We start from the raw sequence: 21127 nt of genomic DNA, 5'->3' as shown, positions 1-21127 counted from the left end.
TGGAGGACGCGAAGCCGATGACGAGCGCTGCCGTGACCGCGTCCCCCTCTCCGCCGCGCGCGGCGGGCGGGAGACGCCTTCCGCCGGTGTTCGGCCTGACATCGCCCGCGACCCTGTTCGTGGTGCTGGCGCTGCTCGGGCCGCTCGCCCTGATGTTCCGATTCAGCCTCAACCGCTTCGTGCCGGGCGAGCTGATGACGAAGGCGCTGACGCTGGAGAACTACGCGAAGTTCTTCGGCGACGGTTTCTATCAGGAGGTCCTGTTCACGACCCTGTGGGTTTCCGGCCTGTCCACGCTGCTCTGCCTGGTCGCCGGATTTCCGGTTGCCTACTATCTGGTCCGGCAGGCGTCGCCCGCCTGGAAATCGCGGCTGATGATCCTGATCATCCTGCCGCTGCTGATGGGAAACGCCGTCCGGACGGCGGCCTGGATGGTGATCCTGGGGGACCATGGGCTGCTCGCCGCCGGGCTGGAGGCCACCGGCGTCTTTCCGCCGCTGCGCCTGATGTACACGCCCGCCGCCGTGGTGATCGGGCTGGTGTCGGTCATGCTGCCCTTCATGATCGTCACGCTGCGCAGCGTACTGGAGGGGATCGACCGCAACCTGGAGGACGCGGCGGAAAGTCTGGGCGCCGGTCACGCCATGGTGTTGTGGCGGGTGGTGCTTCCGCTGGCACTGCCAGGCATTCTGGCCGGCACGATGCTGTGCTTCATCCTGTCGATGAACGCCTATGCGACCCCGGTGCTGATCGGCGGTCCGCAGTTCCACATGATGGCGCCCGAGGTCTACCAGCAGGTCGCGAAGGCGATGAACTGGCCGTTCGGATCGGCTCTGGCCTTCATCCTGATGGCGGTGACGCTGGTCCTGACCACGACTGCGAACCTGCTGGTCCAGCGGCGCTACCGGCGCTGGTCGGAATGAGAGGGGGTGCCTGATGAACGCCGGTTGGACCGGGCGGATCTACGCGGCGCTGTCCGCCGCCGTTATCGCCTTCATCCTGCTGCCGCTGGCCGGGATCGTCTGGGTCAGCTTCTTTTCCAACCGCATCCTGACGTTTCCGCCGGAGGGCTACACGCTCGCCTGGTACGTCCGCGCCTGGGAGATGGACACCTTCCGCGAAGGCTTCGCGACCAGCGTGCAGACAGCGGCCTGTGCCGCGGTGATCAGCCTGGCGCTCGGCGTGCCCGCCTCGCTGGCGCTGGCACGCGGGCGCTTTCCCGGACGCGACGCGATCCAGACGCTGCTGCTGGCGCCCATGATCGTGCCCGGCATCGTCGGCGGTGCCGCGCTGTTCATCGCCTTCATCGAGCTGGAGGTGCTGTTCGACCGGCAGATCGCCGGAACGCTGGGCGGACTGCTCATCGCGCACGGGCTGATCGCCCTGCCCTGGACCGTGCGGCTGGTCACGGCGTCGCTGGCCGGCATGGACCGCTCGGTCGAGGAGGCCGCGGCGAGCCTGGGGGCATCGCCGCTGACCGTGTTCCGGCGGGTGACATTGCCGGCCATCCGGCCGGGAATCGTCGCGGCGGCGTTGTTCTCGTTCGTGATCTCGTTCATCGACCTGGAGAAATCGATCTTCCTGGTCGGCGCCGGGCGCACGACGCTCCAGATCGCGCTGGTCAACTACTTGGAATGGAACCTGGATTCCACGGTCGCGGCGGTCGCGACGGTGCAGATCGCCATCATTGGGGCGCTGCTGCTGGCGAGCGACCGATACGCCAAGCTGGGCCGCGCGTTCTGATGCGGCTTCACGGAAAAGGGGAGTGATCGGATCATGTCGGATGTCGTTCTCCAGTCCATCGTCAAGCGGTACGGGCAGACGCTGGCCGTGGACGATGTATCCCTCTCGATCCCCCAGGGCCATCTGGTGGCGCTGCTGGGTCCGTCGGGATGCGGCAAGACCACCACGCTGCGGATGATCGGCGGTTTCGTGGGCGTGACCCAGGGGCGGATCTTCGTGGGCGGGCGGGACGTGACCGCCTTGCCGCCCGCGCGGCGCAACATGGGGTTCGGGTTCCAGAATTATGCGCTTTTCCCGCACATGACGGTGGCGCAGAACGTCGGCTTCGGCCTGGAGATGCGCAAGGTTCCCAAGGTCGAGGCGGCGCTGCGCGTCAGGACTGCCCTGGACCGCGTGCGGCTGGGCCATCTGGCCGACCGGCTGCCCAAGCAGTTGTCCGGCGGGCAGCAGCAGAGGGTTTCGCTGGCCCGCGCGCTGGTGATCGAGCCGGACGTGCTCCTGCTGGACGAGCCGCTGTCCAACCTGGACGCGCAGCTCCGCCAGGAGATGAAGATCGAGATCCGGGAGCTTCAGCGCAGCCTCGGCATCACCACGGTCTTCGTCACCCACGACCAGGACGAGGCCCTGTCGGTCGCCGACCGCGTCGTCGTGATGCGTCAGGGCCGGATTGAGCAGGACGGCACGCCGGACGAGGTGTTCGAAACTCCAAGGTCGCACTTCGTCGCCGAGTTCATGGGCGTGACCAACCTGTTGGAAGGGCGGCGTGAAGGTCCCGGCGAGTTCCGGACCGCCAGTGGCGACCTGATCACGGTCGACACCGACGGGCAGAACGGACGCGGGCACGCCGCGCTCGCCTATGCCGTGCGGCCGGAGCGCATCGAGGTCACGGTCGGCGGCGGCCCCGATCCGGCGAACTCGCTGGAGGCGGAGATCGAGAACGCGACATACCGCGGCCACGTCATCGACTATCGGCTGCGCACGCCGTCCGGTCTGACACTGGTCGCGCGGCGTCCCGCCTCGGCCCTCGGCGGACCGCAGGCTCTGGAAGCCGGGGCCAGGGTCCGGGCGTCGTGGAGCCGGCACGCCGGCGTCCTGGTTCCGATGTGACCAATCGAATAAAGAAGACAGGCATGGAGAGGAATAAAGTGAGCAAGCTGCACGACGACCTGGTCGTCATCGACGGACTGATCGTCTCGGACTTCGGACCCGAAATCTTCCGCGAGATGCGGCGCGGCGGGATCACCGCGGCCAACTGCACCTGCTGCGTCTGGGAAGGCTTCGAGGAGACGATGCGGAACGTCGCCCGCTGGAAGGGCTGGTTCCGCGACCATCGGGATCTGATCACGCAGGTCCGGACGGCCGGCGATATCCGGCGGGCGAAGGACGAAAGGCGGACCGGGATCATTCTCGGCTGGCAGAACACCTCGGCGATCGAGGACCGCCTGGAGTATCTGGATCTGTTCCACGAGTTGGGCGTGCGCATCATCCAGATGACCTACAATACTCAGAACCTCGTGGGGTCGGGGTGCTACGAGGGTCGTGACGGCGGCCTGTCCGACTTCGGGCACGACGTGGTTACGGAAATGAACCGCCTCGGCATCCTGTGCGACCTGTCGCATGTCGGGCCGAAGACCTCGGAAGACGTGATACGGGCCTCCAGGCAGCGTGTCGCCTATTCCCACTGCCTGCCGTCGGGCCTGAAGGCGCATCCACGCAACAAGAGCGACGAGCAGCTCCGGTTCATCGCCGAGCACGACGGATTCGTCGGCGTCACCATGTTTCCGCCTTTCCTGCCGAAGGGCCCCGCCTCCACGGTGGACGACTATGTCGCGGCGATCGAATACGTCATCGGCCTGATCGGCGAGGACAGGGTCGGCGTCGGCACCGACTTCACCCAGGGTTACGGCAAACCCTTCTTCGACTGGATCACCCACGACAAGGGCAACGGCCGCAAGCTGACCGACTTCGGCGAGGTGGTGAACCCCGCCGGCTTCCGCGAGATCGCCGACTTCCCGAACCTGACCTCGGCGATGGAACGCCGTGGCTGGCGGGCGAGCCGCATCGAGAAGATCATGGGCGGGAACTGGTTGCGGCTGCTCGAAGATGTCTGGGGCGGCTGAGAGGCGTTGTGTAACCTTGATGAGATGGACGGCCTCCCGCATTCCAGCACTGGAAGTGCCATGTGACGGACTGATCCCTTTCATCACGGAGGTTGTACGATGTCCACGGCGCTCATCCAACTCTATTCCTACTGCTCTCGAAAGGCCCTTCTGAAACTGTCGGTCAGCGGCTGGATGATGTAGGTACAGAATGTATGGTCGCCGGTGTTGATGATGGTCTCGACCGGCATGCCGGGAGTCAGCCTGACCCCGTCGAGCGCCGCGAGTTGAGCCACGTCGGCCTCGACCCGGGGCAGATAATAGGTTTGATCGGTGCGCTCGTCGTGCAGGGCATCGGCCGAAACCTGGATGACCCGCCCGTCGATGTGGGGCGTCGTCCGGCCTTTGAAAGCTGAGAGAACCAGTTTGGCGGACAGGCCGCTATGCACCACATCAATGTCGGTCGGATCGATCCGGGCCTCGATCACCAGCCTCTCGCCCTTCGGCACGATGTCCAGGATGTCGTTGCTGGGAGGGACGACGCCGCCCAGGGTGTGGTAGCGCAGGTTCAGGACCGTTCCCCCTGGGGTGCGGTGATATCACGGCGTCCGAGCTTGACGCTGGCCTCCGCCAGGCGCTCCTAGACCTGGGCGAGCTGGGTCTCGACTTCGCGCAGTTCGAGCGCCGCCTTTTCCACCCGGGTACGCCTTGCATTGAGGATCTCCATCTCGGCGCCGGCGATCGCCTCCCTGGCTTCCGCGCTGCGTCCGGCGTACTCTCCCTGCTGGCCGGCCAGATATGCTGCGTTCCGCTCCAGGGCGAGCAGGCGTGGCTTACGCTCCAGGCCTTTCTCGACCAGAACTCTGACCGACGCCACCTCCTCGTTGATCAGGGCCAGCTGATCGAGGCCGGCCTCCCATTGGGATCGGAAGGCGTCGGTCTGCGCGTTCAGCTGGGCTATGCGCTGGTGGAGCACATCGATTTCGCCTTGCAGGGCCTCGCGCCCACTGGTGAAGATGCGCTCCTGCCCTCTGATGATTTCTGACACCTTCTTGTTAGCGATGAGGGTACCGAGCCGGTCACGCCACTCCTCGCGCTGCGCCCACTTCATTACGGCGGCGATCGCCTTGTCGTGAGCGGAATCCTGCATGTCATGTCCCTTCCCGGTCTGTCCAGGGAGCGAACATCTAGAGGGTAGAAAACAGCAGTATCAATGCAAGGATCAGCGAAATGGTCTGCCAGAACCGCACGGGGTTCCGGTCGTAAAGCGGCGGCTTGCGCAGACTGACAGGGCTACCGCGCACCAGCCCGCTTTCCAGCTCCGAGGCGAATTCGATCGCGTCGGCAACGCGGTCCCGGCGATCCACGGCCACGGCCCGCTCCAGGACGGCGTCGAGCCAGCCCGGCAGGTCGGGCCGGTAGCGTGACAAGGGCGCCGGCTTGCCGAAGCGCGGCCGGCTGAACGGCTCGACCTCGCCATAGGGGTAGTGGTTGCTGAAGGCCCGGTAAATGGTAATGCCCAAGGCATAGATGTCGCTCAACTCGTCGCCGGCCTGGCCGGCGAGCAGTTCCGGGGCCATGTAGCTGGGCGTCCCGGGAATGTCGGCGGCCGGGAAATCCTCGATCCGGGGCAGGCGCACCACCCCCAGGTCGATCAACCTCAAACCGCCCCGCGGTTCCAGGATCACGTTGTCCGGCTTGATGTCGCGGTGGACGATGCCGGCACGGTGAAGTGCAGCGACCGCCTTGCACAGCTTGATGGCGATCTCGACGCCGTCGCGCAAGTTCAGCCGTGGCTTGCGGCCCAGCCGTTTCTCCAGCGTCTCGCCCTCGTAGAAGGGCATGATGGAGTAAAGGCAGGTCTGGCGCTCCGCCGGCACCTCGATCACCTCGCCGATCCAGGGGCTATGGATGCGCGCCGACACCCAGGCCTCGCGCAGGAAGGCGGAGTGGTGGGTGGCATCGGTCGCGACCATGGGCTGCGGAAACTTCACCACGACCCAGCGGTCGCCGTTGGCGGTGTCGGCGGCCTTGAACAGGCGGCTGTAGCGCCCGTCCGACAGAACGCTGTCCAACCGGAAGCCGTCGACTGTATCTCCCGTCCTGGGCACCGGATCGCGGATCGGCAGGGCGGCGATAGCCGATTCAAGGTCGGCATGCTCCGCCGGAGGCAGGCGGATGACGTCGATGACCAGGGCCGTGATGTTGTCGGTGCTGCCGGCCTGGAAGGCGGAGGCGACGATCTCCCGCGCCGCCTCCTCCGGCGCCAGGCCCCTTATCAGCAGGTCGCGGATGCGGCGGTCTCCCAGGGTGCCGTGGACCCCGTCCGAGCACAGCAGTAAGCGGTCGTGCGGCTTCAATGCCTCGGCCGAATAGTCGAGCCTGACCGACGGCTCGATTCCGATCGCCCGGAACAGCACGTGCCTCAGGTCCGGATGCTTGAGCGTGTGGTCCTCCGTCAGGCGCACTAGGTCGTCGCCGCTCAAGCGGTAGGCACGACTGTCGCCGACATGGAGGACATGGGCCTTCCTGCCGAGCAGGATCAGCGACGTGAAGGTGCAGGACGCATTCTCCAACATCGCGTCGGTCCGGCCGAGTTGGTGTATCCACCGGTTGAAGGCGTCGATCGACGCTGCGGCGGCGTAATGAACGCCGACCGTCGCCGGCTGGGCATAGTAGCCATCGATGAAAGTCCTGACCGCCAGCTCCGCCGCGACGCGCCCGCCCTTGGCGCCGCCGACACCGTCGGCCACCGCCGCGACGATCCCCTGCCGAATGCGCTGGAGCGCGGTTCCCTCGTAAAGACCGGCGTAATCCTCGTTCCGCGGGCGCCGGCCCTGTTCCGAAGCGATGCCGAACCGGATCTGGATGCCCTTGGAGCGAACCTCATTCATGCCGATGGAATCCACGCGCCGTCAGGCGCGGAACCGGCCCGGAGACCGCGACCGCCACAGCCGCTCGGCCATTGCCTCGGCCTCCTCGATCAATGCGGCTCGGCCAACGGCCCTCAGGCCCACGGCTGCGGTCGCGATGACCGCCTGCTCGGCGACCGGGTTGTCCAACTCCCCCGCCCACAGCAGGGCGGGGTGGCGTGGATCCAGGTCCTCGGCACGCCACTGGTAGGTCGTTTCCATCCGTTCCGCGAGCCGGGGCGCCCAGAATTCCTCCGCCGCCTGGCCGTCCTCGACGGTCGCGACCACGCACTCCTTCAGGGGGGAGCGTTGCGCCTCGCCGCCGATACCCTTGAAGATGGCGGCGCGGGGCTGGCCCAGGCGGATCGCGATCTCCTGGTGCAGCGGGCGGTAGGGCGGATGGAACACGCTCTGGATCTGGGCAGGGGCGTCCAGCGGGTTGATGTCGCGGGCGAAGGTGTTGACCGCGGTCCGCACGCCCAGCAGCGGGCGGAGTTGGAACAGCCGTTCCAGGTCGGGACAGAAACCCTGCAGCCTGATATAGGCGAAATTGCTGTTCCGCAGTTCGGCCGCCGCTTGGGTCAGGGATCCACAGGGATGGATGCCCAGCTGGGCGAGCGCAGCGGGGGTCGGGGCGTACCCTTCCGACCCGCCGTCGATGCCCTGCATCAGCACCTTGACGCCCTCTGCCGCCAGCAGCAGCGCCGACAGCACAAACCAGGGCTGCTGTCGGTGCCGGTCGGCGTAGGAGGGCCAGCCCAGGTCGGGAACGATCGGGTCGTCGGGCCGGGCGAGCACCGACTTCGCCGCCCGGACGAATCCGGCAAGCTCCGCTCCCGTCTCTCCCTTGCGCCTCAGCAGCAGAAGGAAGGCGCCGAGCTGGATGGGATCGACCTCGCCGCGCAGGACCATCGTCATGGCCGTTTCGGGCTCGTGCTCCTCCAGGTCGCGGAACAGCTTCGGTCCCTTGCCCAAAGCCCTCGTATATTCGGCGAACGGATGTTCCTGCATGATCGGTGACTTTCCCCGATTTTCATCAACGATATTCTAGTGCATTGACGCCGGCAAGGGATTCACACAAGGGCGGCATTGTGCGAGTCTGGGGTCATGGCCCAGACAGTCAGCGTCATCGTCAGCCCTGAGAACCGCGCGCGGTTGGCCGCCGTCATCGGGGACCGCAGCCGCCCGCTCAAACACACGCAGCGGGCCCGTATCGTGCTTCTGTCGGCGGATCGGCTGCCGGTCCTGGAAATCGCCCGGCAGACCGGGGTAAGCCGCCCCTCGGTTTGGCGCTGGCAGCGTCGCTTCGCCGAGAAGGGCGTGGACGTGCTGCTGCGCGAACCCAGCCGCAAGCCGGGCAAGGCTCCGGTCCCGGAGGAGACGGTTCGGCGGATCGTTGCCCTGACCTGCGCGGAACCGCCCGGAACGGCGACCCACTGGACCGGGCGGGCGATGGCCGAGGCGGTCGGCCTGAGCCTGCGCACGATCCAGCGGATCTGGGAGGCGCATCGGCTCCAGCCCCACCGCATCCGCACCTTCAAGCGGTCCAACGATCCGGCCTTCGCCGCCAAGGTCGAGGACGTCGTCGGCCTCTACATGGACCCACCCGCCCACGCGGTGGTCATATCCATCGACGAGAAATCGCAGATCCAGGCGCTCGACCGCACCCAGCCGGGACTGCCGCTGAAGCCGGGGAAATGCGGAACCATGACCCACGACTACAAGCGCCACGGCACCACCACCCTGTTCGCGGCCCTGAACGTGCTGGACGGCACCGTGGTCGGCCGCTGCATGAGCCAGCACCGTCATCAGGAGTTCATCAAGTTCCTCAACGCCGTCGAGCGCGCCGTTCCGGCGGGCAGGATCGTCCATGCCATCCTGGACAACTACGCCACCCACAAGCACCCGAAGGTGCAGGCCTGGCTGGCCGATCACCCGCGTTGGGTTTTCCATTACACGCCCACCTCGGCGTCCTGGCTGAACGCCGTCGAGGGCTTCTTCTCGACCCTGACCAGCAAGCGCCTGAAGCGTGGCGTCTTCACCTCCGTCCCCCAACTGGAGGACGCGATCCGCCGCTTCATCAAGGAGCATAACGGCAAGGCAAAACCCTTCGTCTGGACCAAGCCCGCCGAGACCATCCTGGAAAAGCTCAGGCGCCTTCCCGCTGCATCCCTTCAATGAGTCGCTGCACTAGCGGACATGCTGGTGCGGTGCAGCATTTTGTTCCATGAGATATCGGTGGCTTCGCTTTGCTCCGCATTGCATGTGAATGCCGGCGCTACCGTCCGCGGTAGTAGCGGTCAAGTGGTAGGAACGAGCGTGACCGCAACTCCGTTCCAGAGTCTCAACCTGATTTTGCACCGACATCATCAAGGAAATACCCCATGGCCAAGGACAACCAGGGGCAAGCCCGAAAGATGGAGATCGATGGCATGCAGAAGGCGAAGCGGCTGAACCACAATGCCGTCGCTAATACAGCGCCTGACAGCAATGATGCCAGCCGCAACGATCCCGAATTGACCTCTCCGGCAATCGGCGTGCCGAAATCGCCCGGATCCCACAGCTGAGCACCGGGAGGGCTAAGCATCGGGGCCGTCGCCCAAGATTTATTCAGACTGTCATGATGACGGCAGGTTGAGCAGATATTGGGCAATTATCGTTTCCGACGCGCCTTAATTCCATGCAGTGACCGACGCCGACCAGCCACACCTGTCCGGCGTCGGTGATTTCAAGCACCTTCTCTAGATCGGAAGATCGTCGAGTACCTCTTAATTGGGTAAGAGCGGGCGGTTCCGCAGCAATGAAGTTATAGATCTTCATCTGTGAAAGATGTTCGCATGACACCAACGTGACAGTTGGCACATGGATTGCGACGCCATTTCCCCGGATGGATGAAGATATAAGCATAAAATCGAAAGATTAATTTTATGTTTTCTCGGCTGAGTTGGGTCGCAGCCGCAGAAAAATCCGGGGAAAGGAGCTCCATGCACTCTAGTTTCTGGAAGGCGGGTCATCCACCGACCCTGTTCGCCGCGTTCCTGTATTTCGATGTCAGCTTCATGGTATGGGTGCTGCTGGGGCCGCTCGGCGTCCAGATTTCCGAAACCCTCGCGCTCAGCCCGGCCCAGAAGGGCCTGATGGTGGCCACCCCCGTACTGGCCGGAGCGTTCCTGCGCGTCGTGCTAGGCCTGATGGTCGACCGGATCGGCCCGAAGCTGACCGGCATCATCGGCCAGCTGCTGGTGATCGGGGCGCTCGGCGCCGCATGGCTGGTCCAACTGTCCGCCCTGTGGCAGGTGATGCTGCTGGCCGTGTTCCTCGGCGTCGCCGGCGCCTCCTTCGCCGTGGCCCTGCCGCTGGCGTCGCGCTGGTACCCGCCCGAGCACCAGGGAACCGCGCTGGGCATCGCCGGCGCCGGCAACTCCGGCACTGTCTTCGCGGCCCTGTTCGCACCGACGCTGGCCGTCTGGTACGGCTGGAACAGCGTCTTCGGGCTGGCCCTCATTCCGCTGGGCATCGCCTTCGTGGCCTTCCTCGTCATGGCGAAGGACAGCCCGGATGCCCCGCCGCCCAAGTCCCTGAAGGAATATCTGGCGGTGCTCCGGGAGGTCGACGCCTGGTGGTTCATGTTCTTCTACAGTGTGACCTTCGGTGGCTTCGTCGGCCTCGCGTCCTCCCTGACCATCTACTTCAACGACCTCTACGGGCTGGGCGCCGTGGAAGCGGGCTACTTCACGGCGGCCTGTGTCTTCCTGGGGTCGGTGATGCGGCCGGTGGGCGGCTATCTCGCCGACCGGATCGGCGGTATCCGGTCGCTCAGCATCATGTATGCCATCGCGGCGGCTTTCCTGATCATCGTCAGCTTCGGCCTGCCCAATGCCTGGCTCGCGCTGATCGCCTTCGGATGCGCCATGCAGGCCCTGGGTATGGGCAACGGCGCCGTGTTCCAGCTCGTCCCCCAGCGTTTCCGGCGGGAGATCGGCGTCATGACCGGGATGGTCGGCATGTCCGGGGGCATCGGCGGGTTCTATCTGGCATCGAGCCTGGGCCTGTCGAAGCAGTGGTTCGGCGACTACCAGGCGGGATTCCTGGTGTTCGCTCTGCTGGCGGTGGTGGCTCTGCTCGGCCTGTCCGGCGTTAAGAGGCGGTGGCGGACGACCTGGGGTGCCGCCCACATGACCGCCGCCAAGGTCTGACGGCATGGCGGGGACGCATGCGGGGACCCGCACGGACACGCACTGTCCGTACTGCGCCTTCCAGTGCGGCATGACCCTGGTCCGGGAAGACGCCTGCGGGGAGGTCCGTTACACCGTGGCCGCCCGCGATTTCCCGACCAATCGGGGCGGACTGTGCCGCAAGGGCTGGACGGCCGCCGACCTGCTGTCGGCACCCGACCGGCTTACCACGCCCCTGATGCGCGACAGCAAGGACGGCCCCCTGCGCCCCGCCTCGTGGAACGAGGCGCTTGACAGGATCACCGACGCGATCGGCCGGACCCAGCGGGAGCATGGTCCGGCCGCCGTCGGCATATTCGGCGGCGGCGGGCTGACCAACGAGAAGTCCTACATGCTGGGCAAGTTCGCCCGCGTGGCGCTCCGTACCCCCAACATCGACTACAACGGCCGTTTCTGCATGGCATCGGCCGCCGCGGCCGGGATGAAGGCGTTCGGCATCGACCGCGGCCTGCCGTTCCCGCTGGAGGATATCGGGAGGGCCGAGGTGATCCTCCTGGTCGGCGGCAACCCGGCTGAATCGCTGCCCGTCATGATGCAGTACTTCGAGGAGCAGAAACGCCGAGGCGGCCGCCTGATCGTCGTCGATCCCCGAGTCACGCCCACGGCGGCGCTGGCGGACCTGCATCTCCAGATCACTCCGGGAACCGACGCCGCGCTCGGCAACGCCCTGCTGAACTCGGTGATCCGGCAAGGCTACCTGGACCTCGACTTCATCGGGCTGCGCACCGTCGGGTTCGAGCAAGTCCGGCGGACCGTAGGCTCCTACTGGCCCGATCGGAGCGAGCGCATCACCGGCGTTCCCGCCGACCGCATCAACGAGGCCGCCCGCATGCTGGGCACCGCCGGGACGGCGATGGTGCTGACCGCCCGCGGGCCGGAGCAGCAGAGCTCCGGTGTCGACAACGTGCTGTCTTTCATCAACCTGGCGCTGGCGCTGGGCAAGGTCGGCAAACCTTTCTGCGGCTTCGGCACCCTGACCGGCCAAGGCAACGGCCAGGGCGGGCGCGAGCACGGCCAGAAGGCCGACCAGCTTCCGGGATACCGCAAGCTGGACAACCCGGAGCACCGGGCGCACGCCGCTTCGGTCTGGGGCGTCGAGGAAGCCTCGCTTCCCGGCCCGGGGCTGTCAGCCTGCGAGCTTCTCGCCGCCCTCGGCCGGGAGGAGCCGGGCAAGCCCGGCATCCGCGTCCTTCTGGTGATGGCCTCCAACATCGCCGTCTCGGCCCCGGATGCGGCGCAGGTCCGGCAGGGCCTGCGGGCGCTCGACCTGCTGGTGGTGTCCGACATGTTCCTGTCCGAGACCGCCGGGATGGCCGACGTCGTCCTCCCAATCGCCCAGTGGGCAGAGGAGGAGGGCACCATGACCAACCTGGAGGGGCGCGTCCAGCTACGGCGCCGGGCGAAGCCGGCACCCGACGGCGTCCGCACCGATCTCCAGGTGATCAAGGCCCTGGCCGACCGGCTGGGCCGCGGCGCCCACTTCACCGACGATGCCCGCGAAGCGTTCGGCGAGCTTCGCCGGGCAAGCTCCGGCGGCCTCGCGGACTATTCCGGCATTACCTGGGAGCGGGTCGTGGCGGAGGACGGCGTCTTCTGGCCCTGTCCCGATGACGCCGCTGGTCCTGCCGGGACCCCCCGCCTGTTCCTCGACCGTTTCCCGACACCCGACGGCAGGGCGCGCTTCAGCCCCGTCGGCCACCGTCCCCCGGACGAGGAGCCGGACCAGCATTACCCGCTCTACCTGACCACGGGGCGGGTGCTGTCGCAGTACCAGTCCGGCGCCCAGACGCGCCGGGTGCCGGCGCTGCTGGAGGCGGAGCCCGAAGCTTTCGTCGAGATCCATCCCGGCATGGCCCGAAGCTTCGGCATCCGGAACGGCGACCGGGTGCGGCTCGTCACCCGGCGGGGCGACGCGGTGGTCAAGGCGCGCCTCGTCACGACGATCCGGATGGACACGTTGTTCGTCCCTTTCCACTGGGGCGGCGCGGGGTGCGCCAACCTGCTGACCAACGCCGCCCTCGATCCCGTCTCGCGCATACCGGAGTTCAAGGTCTGCGCCGTCCGCCTGGAACGGGCGGACTTGCCCCGGAAACATTGAAGAACGCCCTTCACACCCACTGAACCACGGGAGAAACCGGACATGATGGATTCGACCCCACGCTTCCTCAACGGCGTGTTCGACTTCGAGGGGCGCGGCCTGTCGCGGCCGGCGGAGCTGGACCCGACGCTGGCCTATACGGTCCCGGCGGACAAGCGCGCCCAGCTGATCTACCTCCGCGCCGGAAACTCGCTGGATGAATTGGTCTACCTGGTGCTGACCAAGGATGGCGCGCCGATGCGCTATTTCCCCATCGGCGCCAAGGACGCGGTCCATGTGCCGCTGGCCGTGGTCGAGGACCTGTTCCCGGAAACCAGGGTGGAGGTCTTCCTCGGGGCGCCCGAGGGCCAGGCCGGCACGCTGGTGCTCGACATCGGCCTGATCGAGATCTGACGGTTTCTCCCTTCGCTGCCATCTTCCCAGGAGAGAGCCATGGGCAAGCGTAAACTGGTCGTCATCGGCAACGGCATGGCGGGCGCCCGCGCCGTGGAGGAAGTGCTCGCCCGCGGCGGCGCCGACCTGTTCGAGATCACGATGTTCGGCGACGAACCCTACGGCAACTACAACCGCATCCTGCTGTCCAACGTGCTGAACGGCAGCCAGGACCCGGCCGACATCGTCATGAACCCGCTGGACTGGTACCGGGACAACGGCATCACCTTGCACGCCGGGTCACCGGTGACCGATATCGACCGGTCGGCCAAGACGGTGCGGTCCGGCGCCGGCGTCCACATGCCCTATGACTATCTGCTGATCGCCACCGGCAGCCGCGCCTTCGTGCCGCCGATCGAGGGCATGACCGGCCCGGGCGGTAAGCTCCGGGACGGCGTGTTCGCCTTCCGCACGCTAGACGACTGCGACGGCATCATCGCGAGGGCCAGGGAGAGCCGGCAGGCGGCGGTGATCGGCGGCGGCCTGCTGGGCCTGGAGGCGGCGCGCGGCCTGATCAACCACGGCTGCCAGGTCCACGTGATCCATATCGGCAAGCACCTGATGGAGCAGCAGCTGGACGCCCCGGCCGGCGCCATGCTGAAGGCGGCCATGGAGTCCATGGGCGTGCAGGTTCATCTTCAGAAATCCACCACGGCCGTGCTGGGCGACGAACGCGGCATCACCGGCCTCGCCTTCAAGGACGGCACCGGCATCGACTGCGACCTGGTCGTCGTCTCCGCCGGCATCCGGCCGAACGCGGAGATCGGCATGCGTTGCGGCCTGACGGTGGAGCGCGCCATCGTGGTCGACAACCACATGCGTTCGGTGGACGACCCCGACGTCTATGTCGTGGGTGAATGCGCCCAGCACCGGGGCCGGGTCTACGGGCTGGTGGCGCCGCTGTGGGACCAGGCGAAGGTGTTCGCCGACCATGTCACCGGGCGCAATCGCGATGCCGCCTACCACGGCTCCAAGCTGGCGACCAAGCTGAAGGTGATGGGCGTCGAGGTGGCCGCGATGGGCATCACCGAGCCGACCGAGGAGCGGGACGAGGTCGTCCAGTTCACCGAGCCCAAGCGCGGCACCTACAAGAAGCTGATCGTCCGCGACGGGCGGCTGGTCGGCGGCATCCTGATGGGGGACATCAGCAAGGCGGCCTACCTGATGCAGGCGTTCGACCGGGATGCGCCGCTGCCCGACGAGCGGCTGTCCCTGCTGTTCGACCTCGGCGCGCCGGCGGAAAAGGTGACGCTGGAGGAGATGCCGGCCGAGGCCCAGGTCTGCAACTGCAACGGCGTGACCAAGGCCGCGATTGGCGGCTGCGTTTCCGGCGGCGCCCGCACCGCGTCGGCGGTGATGAAGGCGACGCGGGCCGGCATGGGCTGCGGCTCGTGCAAGGGGCTGGTCAACGAACTGGTCGATTTCTACTGCGGCGGCGAGGCGGAGGAAGACCCCTCGGTCCACTACTATGTGCCCGGCGTGCCGCTCGCGACCCAGGACCTGATCGAGGCGATCCTCGCCAACGACTTGAAGTCCGTGTCGTCGGTCTTTAAGGTGCTGGCCGGCGGCAAGGAAGACCCCGGCAGCAAGCCCGGCCTTGCCGTGCTGCTGTCGATGATCTGGAAGAGCGAGTACGAGGACGAGCGCGACGCCAGGTTCATCAATGACAGGATGCACGGCAACATCCAGAAGGACGGCACCTTCTCGGTCATCCCGGAGATGCCGGGCGGCGTCTGCACCCCGGACGAGCTGAAGCGGATCGCCGACGTTGCGGTCAAGTACAACGTGCCGCTGGTCAAGCTGACCGGCGGCCAGCGCATCGACCTGGTCGGCGTGCCGCGCGACGACCTGCCTGGCGTCTGGAAGGACCTGGGCATGCCGGCCGGCCACGCCTGGGGCAAGAGCTACCGGACCTGCAAGTCGTGCATCGGCACCGATTACTGCCGCTTCGGCCTGGGCGACAGCATGGCACTGGCGACCAGGATCGAGAACCGCTTCCGCGGCATCGACAGCCCGGGCAAACTGAAGCTTGCCACCGCCGGTTGCCCGCGCAATTGCTCCGAGGCCTACGTCAAGGACGTGGGCGCGGTCGCGATCGGCGACGGCAAGTGGGAGATCTATGTTGGCGGCGCCGCCGGCGCCCACATCCGCAAGGGCGACCTGCTGTGCGTGGTCGGCAGCCACGACGAGGCCCTGAAGATCATGGGCCGCTTCATGCAGTATTACCGCGAGACCGCGAAATGGAAGGAGCGGACCTACAGCTACGTCGAGCGCATCGGCATCGCCAAGCTCCGATCCGTCGTCGTGGACGACAGCGAGGGCATCAGCGAGCGCCTGGACAAGGCGATGCAGGAATCGATCGACGCCTATCGCGATCCTTGGCTGGAAGGCCAGAATCCCGCAACCCCCAACCAGTTTACCTCACTCGTTCCAGTGGAGGGCTGAACCATGTCCGATCGTTTCACCCTGGGTCCCCTGACCGGCCTTCCCGCCGGCGAGGGGCGCACCTTCAAGCTCGGCGACCGCCGCGTCGCCGTCTTCCGCACCAGGGACGGTGCAGTCTATGCCACCCAGGCGAGCTGCCCGCACCGATCGGGACCGCTGGCCGACGGCATGCTGGGCGGCCATGCTCTGGTCTGCCCGCTGCATGACTGGATGTTCGATCTGAAGACGGGGAGTTCCCTGAACGGCACCTGCGGCATCAAGACATACACAGCCCGTGTCGAACCCGACGGGAACATCACCGTGGAGGTTGACGACGGCCCAGAAATCAATGCCAATCCCGCTGCCGGTCCCATGACATCCGACATCGGCACAGGCACGCCGCCGCCTAGCTGAACGTAATGAAGGATTGACCCTTTCCTCTCTATAGGACCGAAGAAGACATCAGGTCTGAAAAGGTTAGGGACTGCTGGAGCTATGCGGGAAATTGGGTGACGCGGTTTTCAGGCGGCACTTGGTAGGGGAACCTCGGCAACCTCGATGCCGTCGCGGAATGTGACGCCGCGGATGACCTTGGGCAACTGGTTTTCGCCGTTGAGCCGGCGCCAGGTCTTGGACGCGGCCATGACCAGCTTGAAGACCATCAGCTTGGCGGTGTCCTGGGACAGCGCGCCCTTGGTCCGAACCGTCCGGTGGCGCACCGTGGCGAAGACGCTCTCGATCGGGTTGGTCGTGCGCAGGTGCTCCCAATGCTCGGCCGGGAAGTCGTAGAACGCCAGCAGCGCGTCGCGGTCCTTGGTCAGGCAACCGACCGCGCCGGCATACTTGGCGCCGTACTTCTTCTCGAAGACCCCGAGGGCGTCCTGCGCCGCCTTGCGGTCCGGAGCCATCCAGATCTCCTGCAGGTCCTTCTTCATCGCCGGCTGGAGGGATTTCGGCACCTTGTTGAGGATGTTCACGGTCTTGTGGACCCAGCAGCGCTGGTGGCGCGTGCCCGGGAACAGCTCGTCCAACGCCTTCCAGAAGCCCAGCGCGCCGTCGGCGACGGCCAACTCGGGCGCGACCTGGAGGCCGCGCGCCTTCAGGTCGACGAGCAGCTCGCGCCAGCTCTGGGCGCTTTCGCGCACGCCGACCTGGAAGCCGACCAGTTCCTTGCGGCCCTCCGGCGTGGCGCCGATGACGACCAGCATGCATTCCGCGGTCGGCTCCATGCGGGCCTGCAGGTGGATGCCGTCGGCCCAGACATAGACGTAGCGCCGGGCCGACAGGTCGCGCCGCTGCCAGCGCGCGTAGTCCTCCGCCCAGTCCTGCTTGAGCCGGCCGATCACCGCGGGCGACAGGTTGGGCGCGTCCTTGCCGAGCAAGGCGGCCAGCGCCTCCTGGAAGTCGCCGGTCGAGACGCCGCGCAGGTAGAGCACGGGCAGCAGGGCGTCCAGGCTCGGCGTCCGGCGCGCCCAGCGCGGCAGGATCGCAGAGGTGAAGCGGACCCGTTCCTCCGCCTCCCCGGCGCCGCGGTCGCGCACCTTGGCGCGCCGCACCGCGACCGGCCCGATGCCGGTCTGGATGGTGCGCTCCGGGCCGTGGCCGTGCCGCACCACGCGCTCACGGCCGTCGGCCAGCCTCAGGTCCTTCATGGAGGCCAGGAAGGCCTCCACCTCCGCCTCGATGGCCTGCTCCAGCAGCCGGCGGGCTCCGGCGCGCAGGATCGCGGTCAGCGGGTCGTCGAACTCGTCGGGCTGACGCAGCCGGACAAGGGTGCTATCGTCGTTCATGGCGTATCGCTCCTTCGGGAGGTTCGGGCAGGCTTCGTCACCCGCCTCGATACGCCGCCTTCCTCACCGCGTCATCACCCAGTTTCCCGCATAGCTCACGGCGCGGCTCTGCTCGACCTTAACGACCTGATCCCCGCGGGATCAGAGTGGACGCTCCTGAATGGCAATGCGATCAACGACACCGGGCAGATCACAGGCTTCGGCACCAATCCTAGCGGCGAAGGCCGTGCCTTCCTGCTGACGCCGGTCATGGTCGCGGAGGTCCCGGAACCGGTGACGCTGGCACTGATCGCCGCCGGGGGCGTTGGGCTGAGCTTGGTGCGGCATCGCAGGCGCCAAAAAGTCTAATGTACGATCCAAGGATGACGCTGCCTGTCCGAAACCCACCGTTTTCCAACAGGCTAGTGCACTGACGCAGACATAGGATTCACAATGGGCTGCGGCCGTGCGAATCTATCGGCATGGCCCAGACCGTCAGCATCATCGTTGGACCGGAGGACCGCGCGCGCTTGGCCGCGATCCTCGGTGATCGGAACCGCCCCCTCAAACATGGGCAGCGGGCAAACATCATCATGCTCTCGGCTGAGCGACTACCGGTGCAGGAGGTGGCGCGCCGCGCCGGTGTCAGCCGTCCGGCGGTGTGGCGTTGGCAGGTGCGCTACGCCGAACAGGGCGTGGACGGGCTGCTGCGCGACAAGACGCGTAAACCTGGCCGGGCACCGCTGCCGACCACGACGGTGGCCAAGGTTCTGGCTCTGACCTGCTCGGAACCACCCGGGGCGGTGATGCGTATTCCGGCGAAAGCGCCCTGGCGTTTCGGTTCAAACCGCCCACCGTTTCGGTGATTTCGCCCACCCGCCCCATGGGACGGGTGGGTGGGCGGCATCGTGATCCATCGTTTTCATCTTATGCTGGTATCGTCGCTCGTGCCAGGGGTCACGATGGCGTTGCAGATCTGGCTGTTTTCTGGTCTGCCGCCCGTACCCGGCGCATGGACTCGCCCGTGAGCTCGATGCGCAATGCCCGGTGAACGACGCGGTCGAGGATCGCGTCGGCGTAAGTGGCATCGCCGATCGACCGGTGCCAGTTCGCCACGGGGATCTGGGTTGCCAGCACCGTGGCGGCACGGTCATGCCGGTCGTCGATCACTTCCATCAGGTCGAGCCGCTGAGCCGCAGTGAGCTCGGTCATGGCCCAGTCGTCGATGATCAGCACCTCCAGGCGGGCCAGGCGGCGCAGGACGCGGGCGAGCGAGCCGTCGAGCCGGGCGGTCGCCAGATCGTCGAGCAGGCGCGTCAGCCGGGTGTAGAAGACGCCGTAGCCTTCCCGGGCCGCCTGGTTGCCCAGCGCACAGGCCAGGAACGTCTTGCCGATGCCGGTCGGGCCGGTCACCAGCAGCGGCTGGTGCTCGCGAACCCAGCGACAACTCGCCAGATCGCGGATCAGCGTGCGATCGAGGCCGCGCGGCGTGCGCCAGTCGAGATCCTCCAGGCAGGCGGTCTGGCGCAGCCGGGCCCGCTTCAGCCGGCTGGCCAGGGCGGTGTTGGCGCGCTCCGCCGTCTCGCGCTCGACCAGCAGGGCAAGCTGGTCGTCGAAGCTGAGCTGGTTGCGCTCGGGCTGGCGCTCGAGGTCTTCCAGGCCGCGCGCCATGCCGTACAGCCGCAGCCGGCGCAGAGCCTCGTGGGTCGGATGCTTCATGCTCTCGGGTCTCCTTGTTCAGTTCCGGTAGTAAGAGGGGCCGCGCAGGTTGGCGTGCTCGCCCAAGCCGTCGGATGAGGCTGGCGGCGGACCGCCGCTGGTGAGCCAGCGCTGGACGTAGCGCCAGGATCGGACATTGGCTTCCAGGGCGGCCTGACAGGCTTGTTCCAGCCGGTCGGCGCCGTGGGCGCCGCCGAGCCGGAGCAGGCCGAGACCGGCACGCACCGCCTGCTCGCGATGTTCCGCCGCCGCCAGGATGCGCTCGAACAGCAGGGTCGCCGCCGAGCCGACCGCGGCGAACTCGGCCTGAAGGTGTTCCGGCGTGTAGCGGGCCACCGCGCGGTGGGAGGCCGGCTGGTGAGCTTCCAGCGTCGTCCGGCTGCCGGCCGAAGCCCGGGGATGGCAGGCGACGCGCCGCCCGCGCAGGAAGATGCTGATCAGGGCGGCGGTCGCGTGGACATCGACCGTCTTGCCGATCGCGGTGTAGGGCACCGAGTAGGCGGCGCCGTCGATCACGACATGGTAATCGGGCGCCAGCTTGTAGCGGCTCCAGGTTCCGGAACGAAGCGGTCCGCCGGCAGCGGCCGCAGATGGGCACGCTCCCGCTCGGCCAGGATCCGCGCCCGGCAGCTGTCCTTGTCGCCGCTCAGCGGTGCTGCGTTCAGCATGGCCAGGTGCTCCCGGATCGCGGCGTTGGCGGCGTCGAGGCTGACGAAGACGGTGTCGCGGATCGGCGCCAGCACGCGCCGTTCGACCTGCAGCACCGCATTCTCGACCGCTGCCTTGTCCCTCGGCTGACGCACCCGCGTCGGGACGACGGCGATCCGGTAGTGCTGGGCAAGGTCGTGGTAGCCGGGGTTGAGGGTGGGATCGTAGAACGAGGCGTGGCTGACGCCGACCTTGAGGTTGTCGGGCACCAGGCGGGCCGGAGCACCGCCCAGGTGCTCCAGCAGCCGGACGTGGGAGGCCAGCCAGTCCTCCGACCGCTGCGTCCAGGTCGCTTCGGCGTAGATGTAGCCGGAGTACGGCAGGCAGGCGACGAAGATCTGCGCCGGGCGGGCATCGGCGCCGACCCCGATCATCAGGGTCATGCCGGCGTAATCGACTTCCAGCGCGTCGCCCGGCAGATGGTCGCGCCGCATCCGGGGAACTGCCCGGGCGGCCTGCCAGTCCCGGAAGCGCTGGACGAACTGGGTGTAGCGGTAGCCGTCGGGATGGCAAACCAGATACTCCTGCCAGAGCAGTTGGAGCGTCACGCCCCGCCGGCCCAGGTCCCGCTCCACCGCTGCCCAGTCCGGCAGGGGACGTGGCTGCGCCGGCGGTGGCGGGAACAGACGCCGCTCCAGCTCCTCGTCGCTCCACTCCTTCACGTCGCCAAAGCGCAGGTCCGCGCTCTCGAGGCGGCGCAGGTAATCGCGCACCGTCGTGCGCGGCATCCGGCATGCCGCCGCGATCCGGCGCACGCTCGCCCCGAACTCATCGCGCAGCCGCAAGACTTCCCTGATGCGTCGCATGTCCGATCTCCCTCGCGGCATCCCACCCTCCCTGCCCATTGTCGCAAGGACCCCAGTGTAGATGCCGATACAGGATCAGACGCCGCCCATCTCTACTCCCACGTGTGGGCGAAATCGCCGAAACGGCAGGGCGGTTTGAACCGAAACAGGGGGGCGCTTTCCCCCGAAATCAGAGGGCGGAT

The 21127-nt window shown here is 67.1% G+C and carries 18 protein-coding genes and 2 pseudogenes; 13 read left to right on the top strand and 7 right to left on the bottom strand.

Annotated features, from left to right (window positions below):
- Window positions 1-17: 17 nt before the first annotated feature.
- The 4 genes from IGS68_RS05330 to IGS68_RS05315 are packed head-to-tail and all read left to right on the top strand — an operon-like array spanning window position 18 to window position 3863.
- A complete protein-coding gene (locus IGS68_RS05330) occupies window positions 18-923 on the top strand; it encodes an ABC transporter permease (protein WP_201077886.1) in 906 nt (301 codons plus the stop codon).
- Between the two features lie 13 nt (window positions 924-936).
- Window positions 937-1743, top strand: a complete 807-nt coding sequence (locus tag IGS68_RS05325; RefSeq protein WP_201077885.1) for an ABC transporter permease — start codon at window positions 937-939, stop codon at window positions 1741-1743.
- Window positions 1744-1776: 33 nt separating this feature from the next.
- The gene (locus IGS68_RS05320; protein WP_201077884.1) at window positions 1777-2850 is read left to right on the top strand and encodes an ABC transporter ATP-binding protein; all 1074 of its coding nucleotides are present in this window, start codon (window positions 1777-1779) and stop codon (window positions 2848-2850) included.
- A 23-nt stretch (window positions 2851-2873) separates the two neighbouring features.
- A complete protein-coding gene (locus IGS68_RS05315) occupies window positions 2874-3863 on the top strand; it encodes a dipeptidase (protein WP_201077883.1) in 990 nt (329 codons plus the stop codon).
- A gap of 128 nt (window positions 3864-3991) precedes the next feature.
- Here the strand turns inward: IGS68_RS05315 and IGS68_RS05310 are convergent, their stop codons facing one another.
- From IGS68_RS05310 to IGS68_RS05295, 4 genes are all read right to left on the bottom strand, one after another.
- The gene (locus IGS68_RS05310) at window positions 3992-4363 is read right to left on the bottom strand and encodes an HlyD family secretion protein (RefSeq protein ID WP_371821907.1); all 372 of its coding nucleotides are present in this window, start codon (window positions 4361-4363) and stop codon (window positions 3992-3994) included.
- A 119-nt stretch (window positions 4364-4482) separates the two neighbouring features.
- The gene (locus IGS68_RS05305; RefSeq protein ID WP_201077882.1) at window positions 4483-4992 is read right to left on the bottom strand and encodes a hypothetical protein; all 510 of its coding nucleotides are present in this window, start codon (window positions 4990-4992) and stop codon (window positions 4483-4485) included.
- Window positions 4993-5029: 37 nt separating this feature from the next.
- Entirely contained in the window at window positions 5030-6736 is a 1707-nt protein-coding gene (locus IGS68_RS05300) for a bifunctional protein-serine/threonine kinase/phosphatase (RefSeq protein WP_201077881.1), read from the bottom strand.
- Window positions 6737-6757: 21 nt separating this feature from the next.
- Complete coding sequence (locus IGS68_RS05295; RefSeq protein ID WP_201077880.1) at window positions 6758-7765, bottom strand: glycosyl transferase family protein; 1008 nt, start codon at window positions 7763-7765, stop codon at window positions 6758-6760.
- A 96-nt stretch (window positions 7766-7861) separates the two neighbouring features.
- Here IGS68_RS05295 and IGS68_RS05290 point away from each other — a divergent pair, with 96 nt between their 5' ends.
- The 7 genes from IGS68_RS05290 (at window position 7862) to IGS68_RS05260 (ending at window position 16357) form a co-directional block, all read left to right on the top strand.
- Complete coding sequence (locus tag IGS68_RS05290) at window positions 7862-8935, top strand: IS630 family transposase (protein WP_201077878.1); 1074 nt, start codon at window positions 7862-7864, stop codon at window positions 8933-8935.
- A gap of 203 nt (window positions 8936-9138) precedes the next feature.
- On the top strand, window positions 9139-9321 hold the full coding sequence (locus IGS68_RS05285) for a hypothetical protein (RefSeq protein ID WP_201077876.1): 183 nt from the start codon (window positions 9139-9141) through the stop codon (window positions 9319-9321).
- Window positions 9322-9738: 417 nt separating this feature from the next.
- Window positions 9739-10950 (top strand): nitrate/nitrite transporter, encoded by a 1212-nt coding sequence (locus IGS68_RS05280; RefSeq protein WP_201077875.1) that lies wholly within the window; start codon window positions 9739-9741, stop codon window positions 10948-10950.
- Window positions 10951-10954: 4 nt separating this feature from the next.
- A complete protein-coding gene (locus tag IGS68_RS05275) occupies window positions 10955-13087 on the top strand; it encodes a molybdopterin oxidoreductase family protein (RefSeq protein ID WP_201077874.1) in 2133 nt (710 codons plus the stop codon).
- 42 nt (window positions 13088-13129) lie between these two features.
- Entirely contained in the window at window positions 13130-13480 is a 351-nt protein-coding gene (locus IGS68_RS05270) for a hypothetical protein (RefSeq protein WP_201077873.1), read from the top strand.
- Between the two features lie 39 nt (window positions 13481-13519).
- A complete protein-coding gene (gene nirB, locus IGS68_RS05265; RefSeq protein WP_201077872.1) occupies window positions 13520-15964 on the top strand; it encodes a nitrite reductase large subunit NirB in 2445 nt (814 codons plus the stop codon).
- A gap of 3 nt (window positions 15965-15967) precedes the next feature.
- Window positions 15968-16357 carry a Rieske (2Fe-2S) protein gene (locus tag IGS68_RS05260; protein WP_201077871.1) on the top strand — a complete coding sequence of 130 codons (390 nt, stop codon included), beginning with the start codon at window positions 15968-15970 and terminating at the stop codon, window positions 16355-16357.
- Between the two features lie 107 nt (window positions 16358-16464).
- On the opposite strand, the gene IGS68_RS05255 is transcribed toward IGS68_RS05260, so the two are convergent.
- Entirely contained in the window at window positions 16465-17733 is a 1269-nt protein-coding gene (locus IGS68_RS05255; protein ID WP_201077870.1) for an IS256 family transposase, read from the bottom strand.
- 249 nt (window positions 17734-17982) lie between these two features.
- Here IGS68_RS05255 and IGS68_RS36285 point away from each other — a divergent pair, with 249 nt between their 5' ends.
- Entirely contained in the window at window positions 17983-18081 is a 99-nt protein-coding gene (locus IGS68_RS36285) for a PEP-CTERM sorting domain-containing protein (RefSeq protein ID WP_201077868.1), read from the top strand.
- A 113-nt stretch (window positions 18082-18194) separates the two neighbouring features.
- Window positions 18195-18539, top strand: a pseudogene (locus IGS68_RS05245) (helix-turn-helix domain-containing protein); the annotation flags it as partial.
- A gap of 130 nt (window positions 18540-18669) precedes the next feature.
- On the opposite strand, the gene istB reads toward IGS68_RS05245, so the two are convergent.
- A complete protein-coding gene (istB, locus tag IGS68_RS05240; protein ID WP_201072657.1) occupies window positions 18670-19431 on the bottom strand; it encodes an IS21-like element helper ATPase IstB in 762 nt (253 codons plus the stop codon).
- Window positions 19432-19449: 18 nt separating this feature from the next.
- Window positions 19450-20966, bottom strand: a pseudogene (istA, locus tag IGS68_RS05235) (IS21 family transposase).
- Window positions 20967-21127 lie beyond the last annotated feature (161 nt).

The organism is Skermanella sp. TT6 (genome assembly GCF_016653635.2).
GTDB lineage: Bacteria > Pseudomonadota > Alphaproteobacteria > Azospirillales > Azospirillaceae > Skermanella > Skermanella cutis.
The sequence above is the reverse complement of the archived record's forward strand: the minus strand, read 5'-3'. Positions and strand labels throughout refer to the sequence as shown.

Bases quoted from the DNA above. Each gene is read 5' to 3' on its own strand.
- IGS68_RS05330 (WP_201077886.1), top strand. From the start codon at position 18: ATGACGAGCGCTGCCGTGACCGCGTCCCCCTCTCCGCCGCGCGCGGCG.
- IGS68_RS05325 (WP_201077885.1), top strand. From the start codon at position 937: ATGAACGCCGGTTGGACCGGGCGGATCTACGCGGCGCTGTCCGCCGCC.
- IGS68_RS05320 (WP_201077884.1), top strand. From the start codon at position 1,777: ATGTCGGATGTCGTTCTCCAGTCCATCGTCAAGCGGTACGGGCAGACG.
- IGS68_RS05315 (WP_201077883.1), top strand. From the start codon at position 2,874: ATGGAGAGGAATAAAGTGAGCAAGCTGCACGACGACCTGGTCGTCATC.
- IGS68_RS05305 (WP_201077882.1), bottom strand. From the start codon at position 4,992: ATGCAGGATTCCGCTCACGACAAGGCGATCGCCGCCGTAATGAAGTGG.
- IGS68_RS05300 (WP_201077881.1), bottom strand. From the start codon at position 6,736: ATGAATGAGGTTCGCTCCAAGGGCATCCAGATCCGGTTCGGCATCGCT.
- IGS68_RS05295 (WP_201077880.1), bottom strand. From the start codon at position 7,765: ATGCAGGAACATCCGTTCGCCGAATATACGAGGGCTTTGGGCAAGGGA.
- IGS68_RS05290 (WP_201077878.1), top strand. From the start codon at position 7,862: ATGGCCCAGACAGTCAGCGTCATCGTCAGCCCTGAGAACCGCGCGCGG.
- IGS68_RS05285 (WP_201077876.1), top strand. From the start codon at position 9,139: ATGGCCAAGGACAACCAGGGGCAAGCCCGAAAGATGGAGATCGATGGC.
- IGS68_RS05280 (WP_201077875.1), top strand. From the start codon at position 9,739: ATGCACTCTAGTTTCTGGAAGGCGGGTCATCCACCGACCCTGTTCGCC.
- IGS68_RS05275 (WP_201077874.1), top strand. From the start codon at position 10,955: ATGGCGGGGACGCATGCGGGGACCCGCACGGACACGCACTGTCCGTAC.
- IGS68_RS05270 (WP_201077873.1), top strand. From the start codon at position 13,130: ATGATGGATTCGACCCCACGCTTCCTCAACGGCGTGTTCGACTTCGAG.
- nirB (WP_201077872.1), top strand. From the start codon at position 13,520: ATGGGCAAGCGTAAACTGGTCGTCATCGGCAACGGCATGGCGGGCGCC.
- IGS68_RS05260 (WP_201077871.1), top strand. From the start codon at position 15,968: ATGTCCGATCGTTTCACCCTGGGTCCCCTGACCGGCCTTCCCGCCGGC.
- IGS68_RS05255 (WP_201077870.1), bottom strand. From the start codon at position 17,733: ATGAACGACGATAGCACCCTTGTCCGGCTGCGTCAGCCCGACGAGTTC.
- IGS68_RS36285 (WP_201077868.1), top strand. From the start codon at position 17,983: ATGGTCGCGGAGGTCCCGGAACCGGTGACGCTGGCACTGATCGCCGCC.
- istB (WP_201072657.1), bottom strand. From the start codon at position 19,431: ATGAAGCATCCGACCCACGAGGCTCTGCGCCGGCTGCGGCTGTACGGC.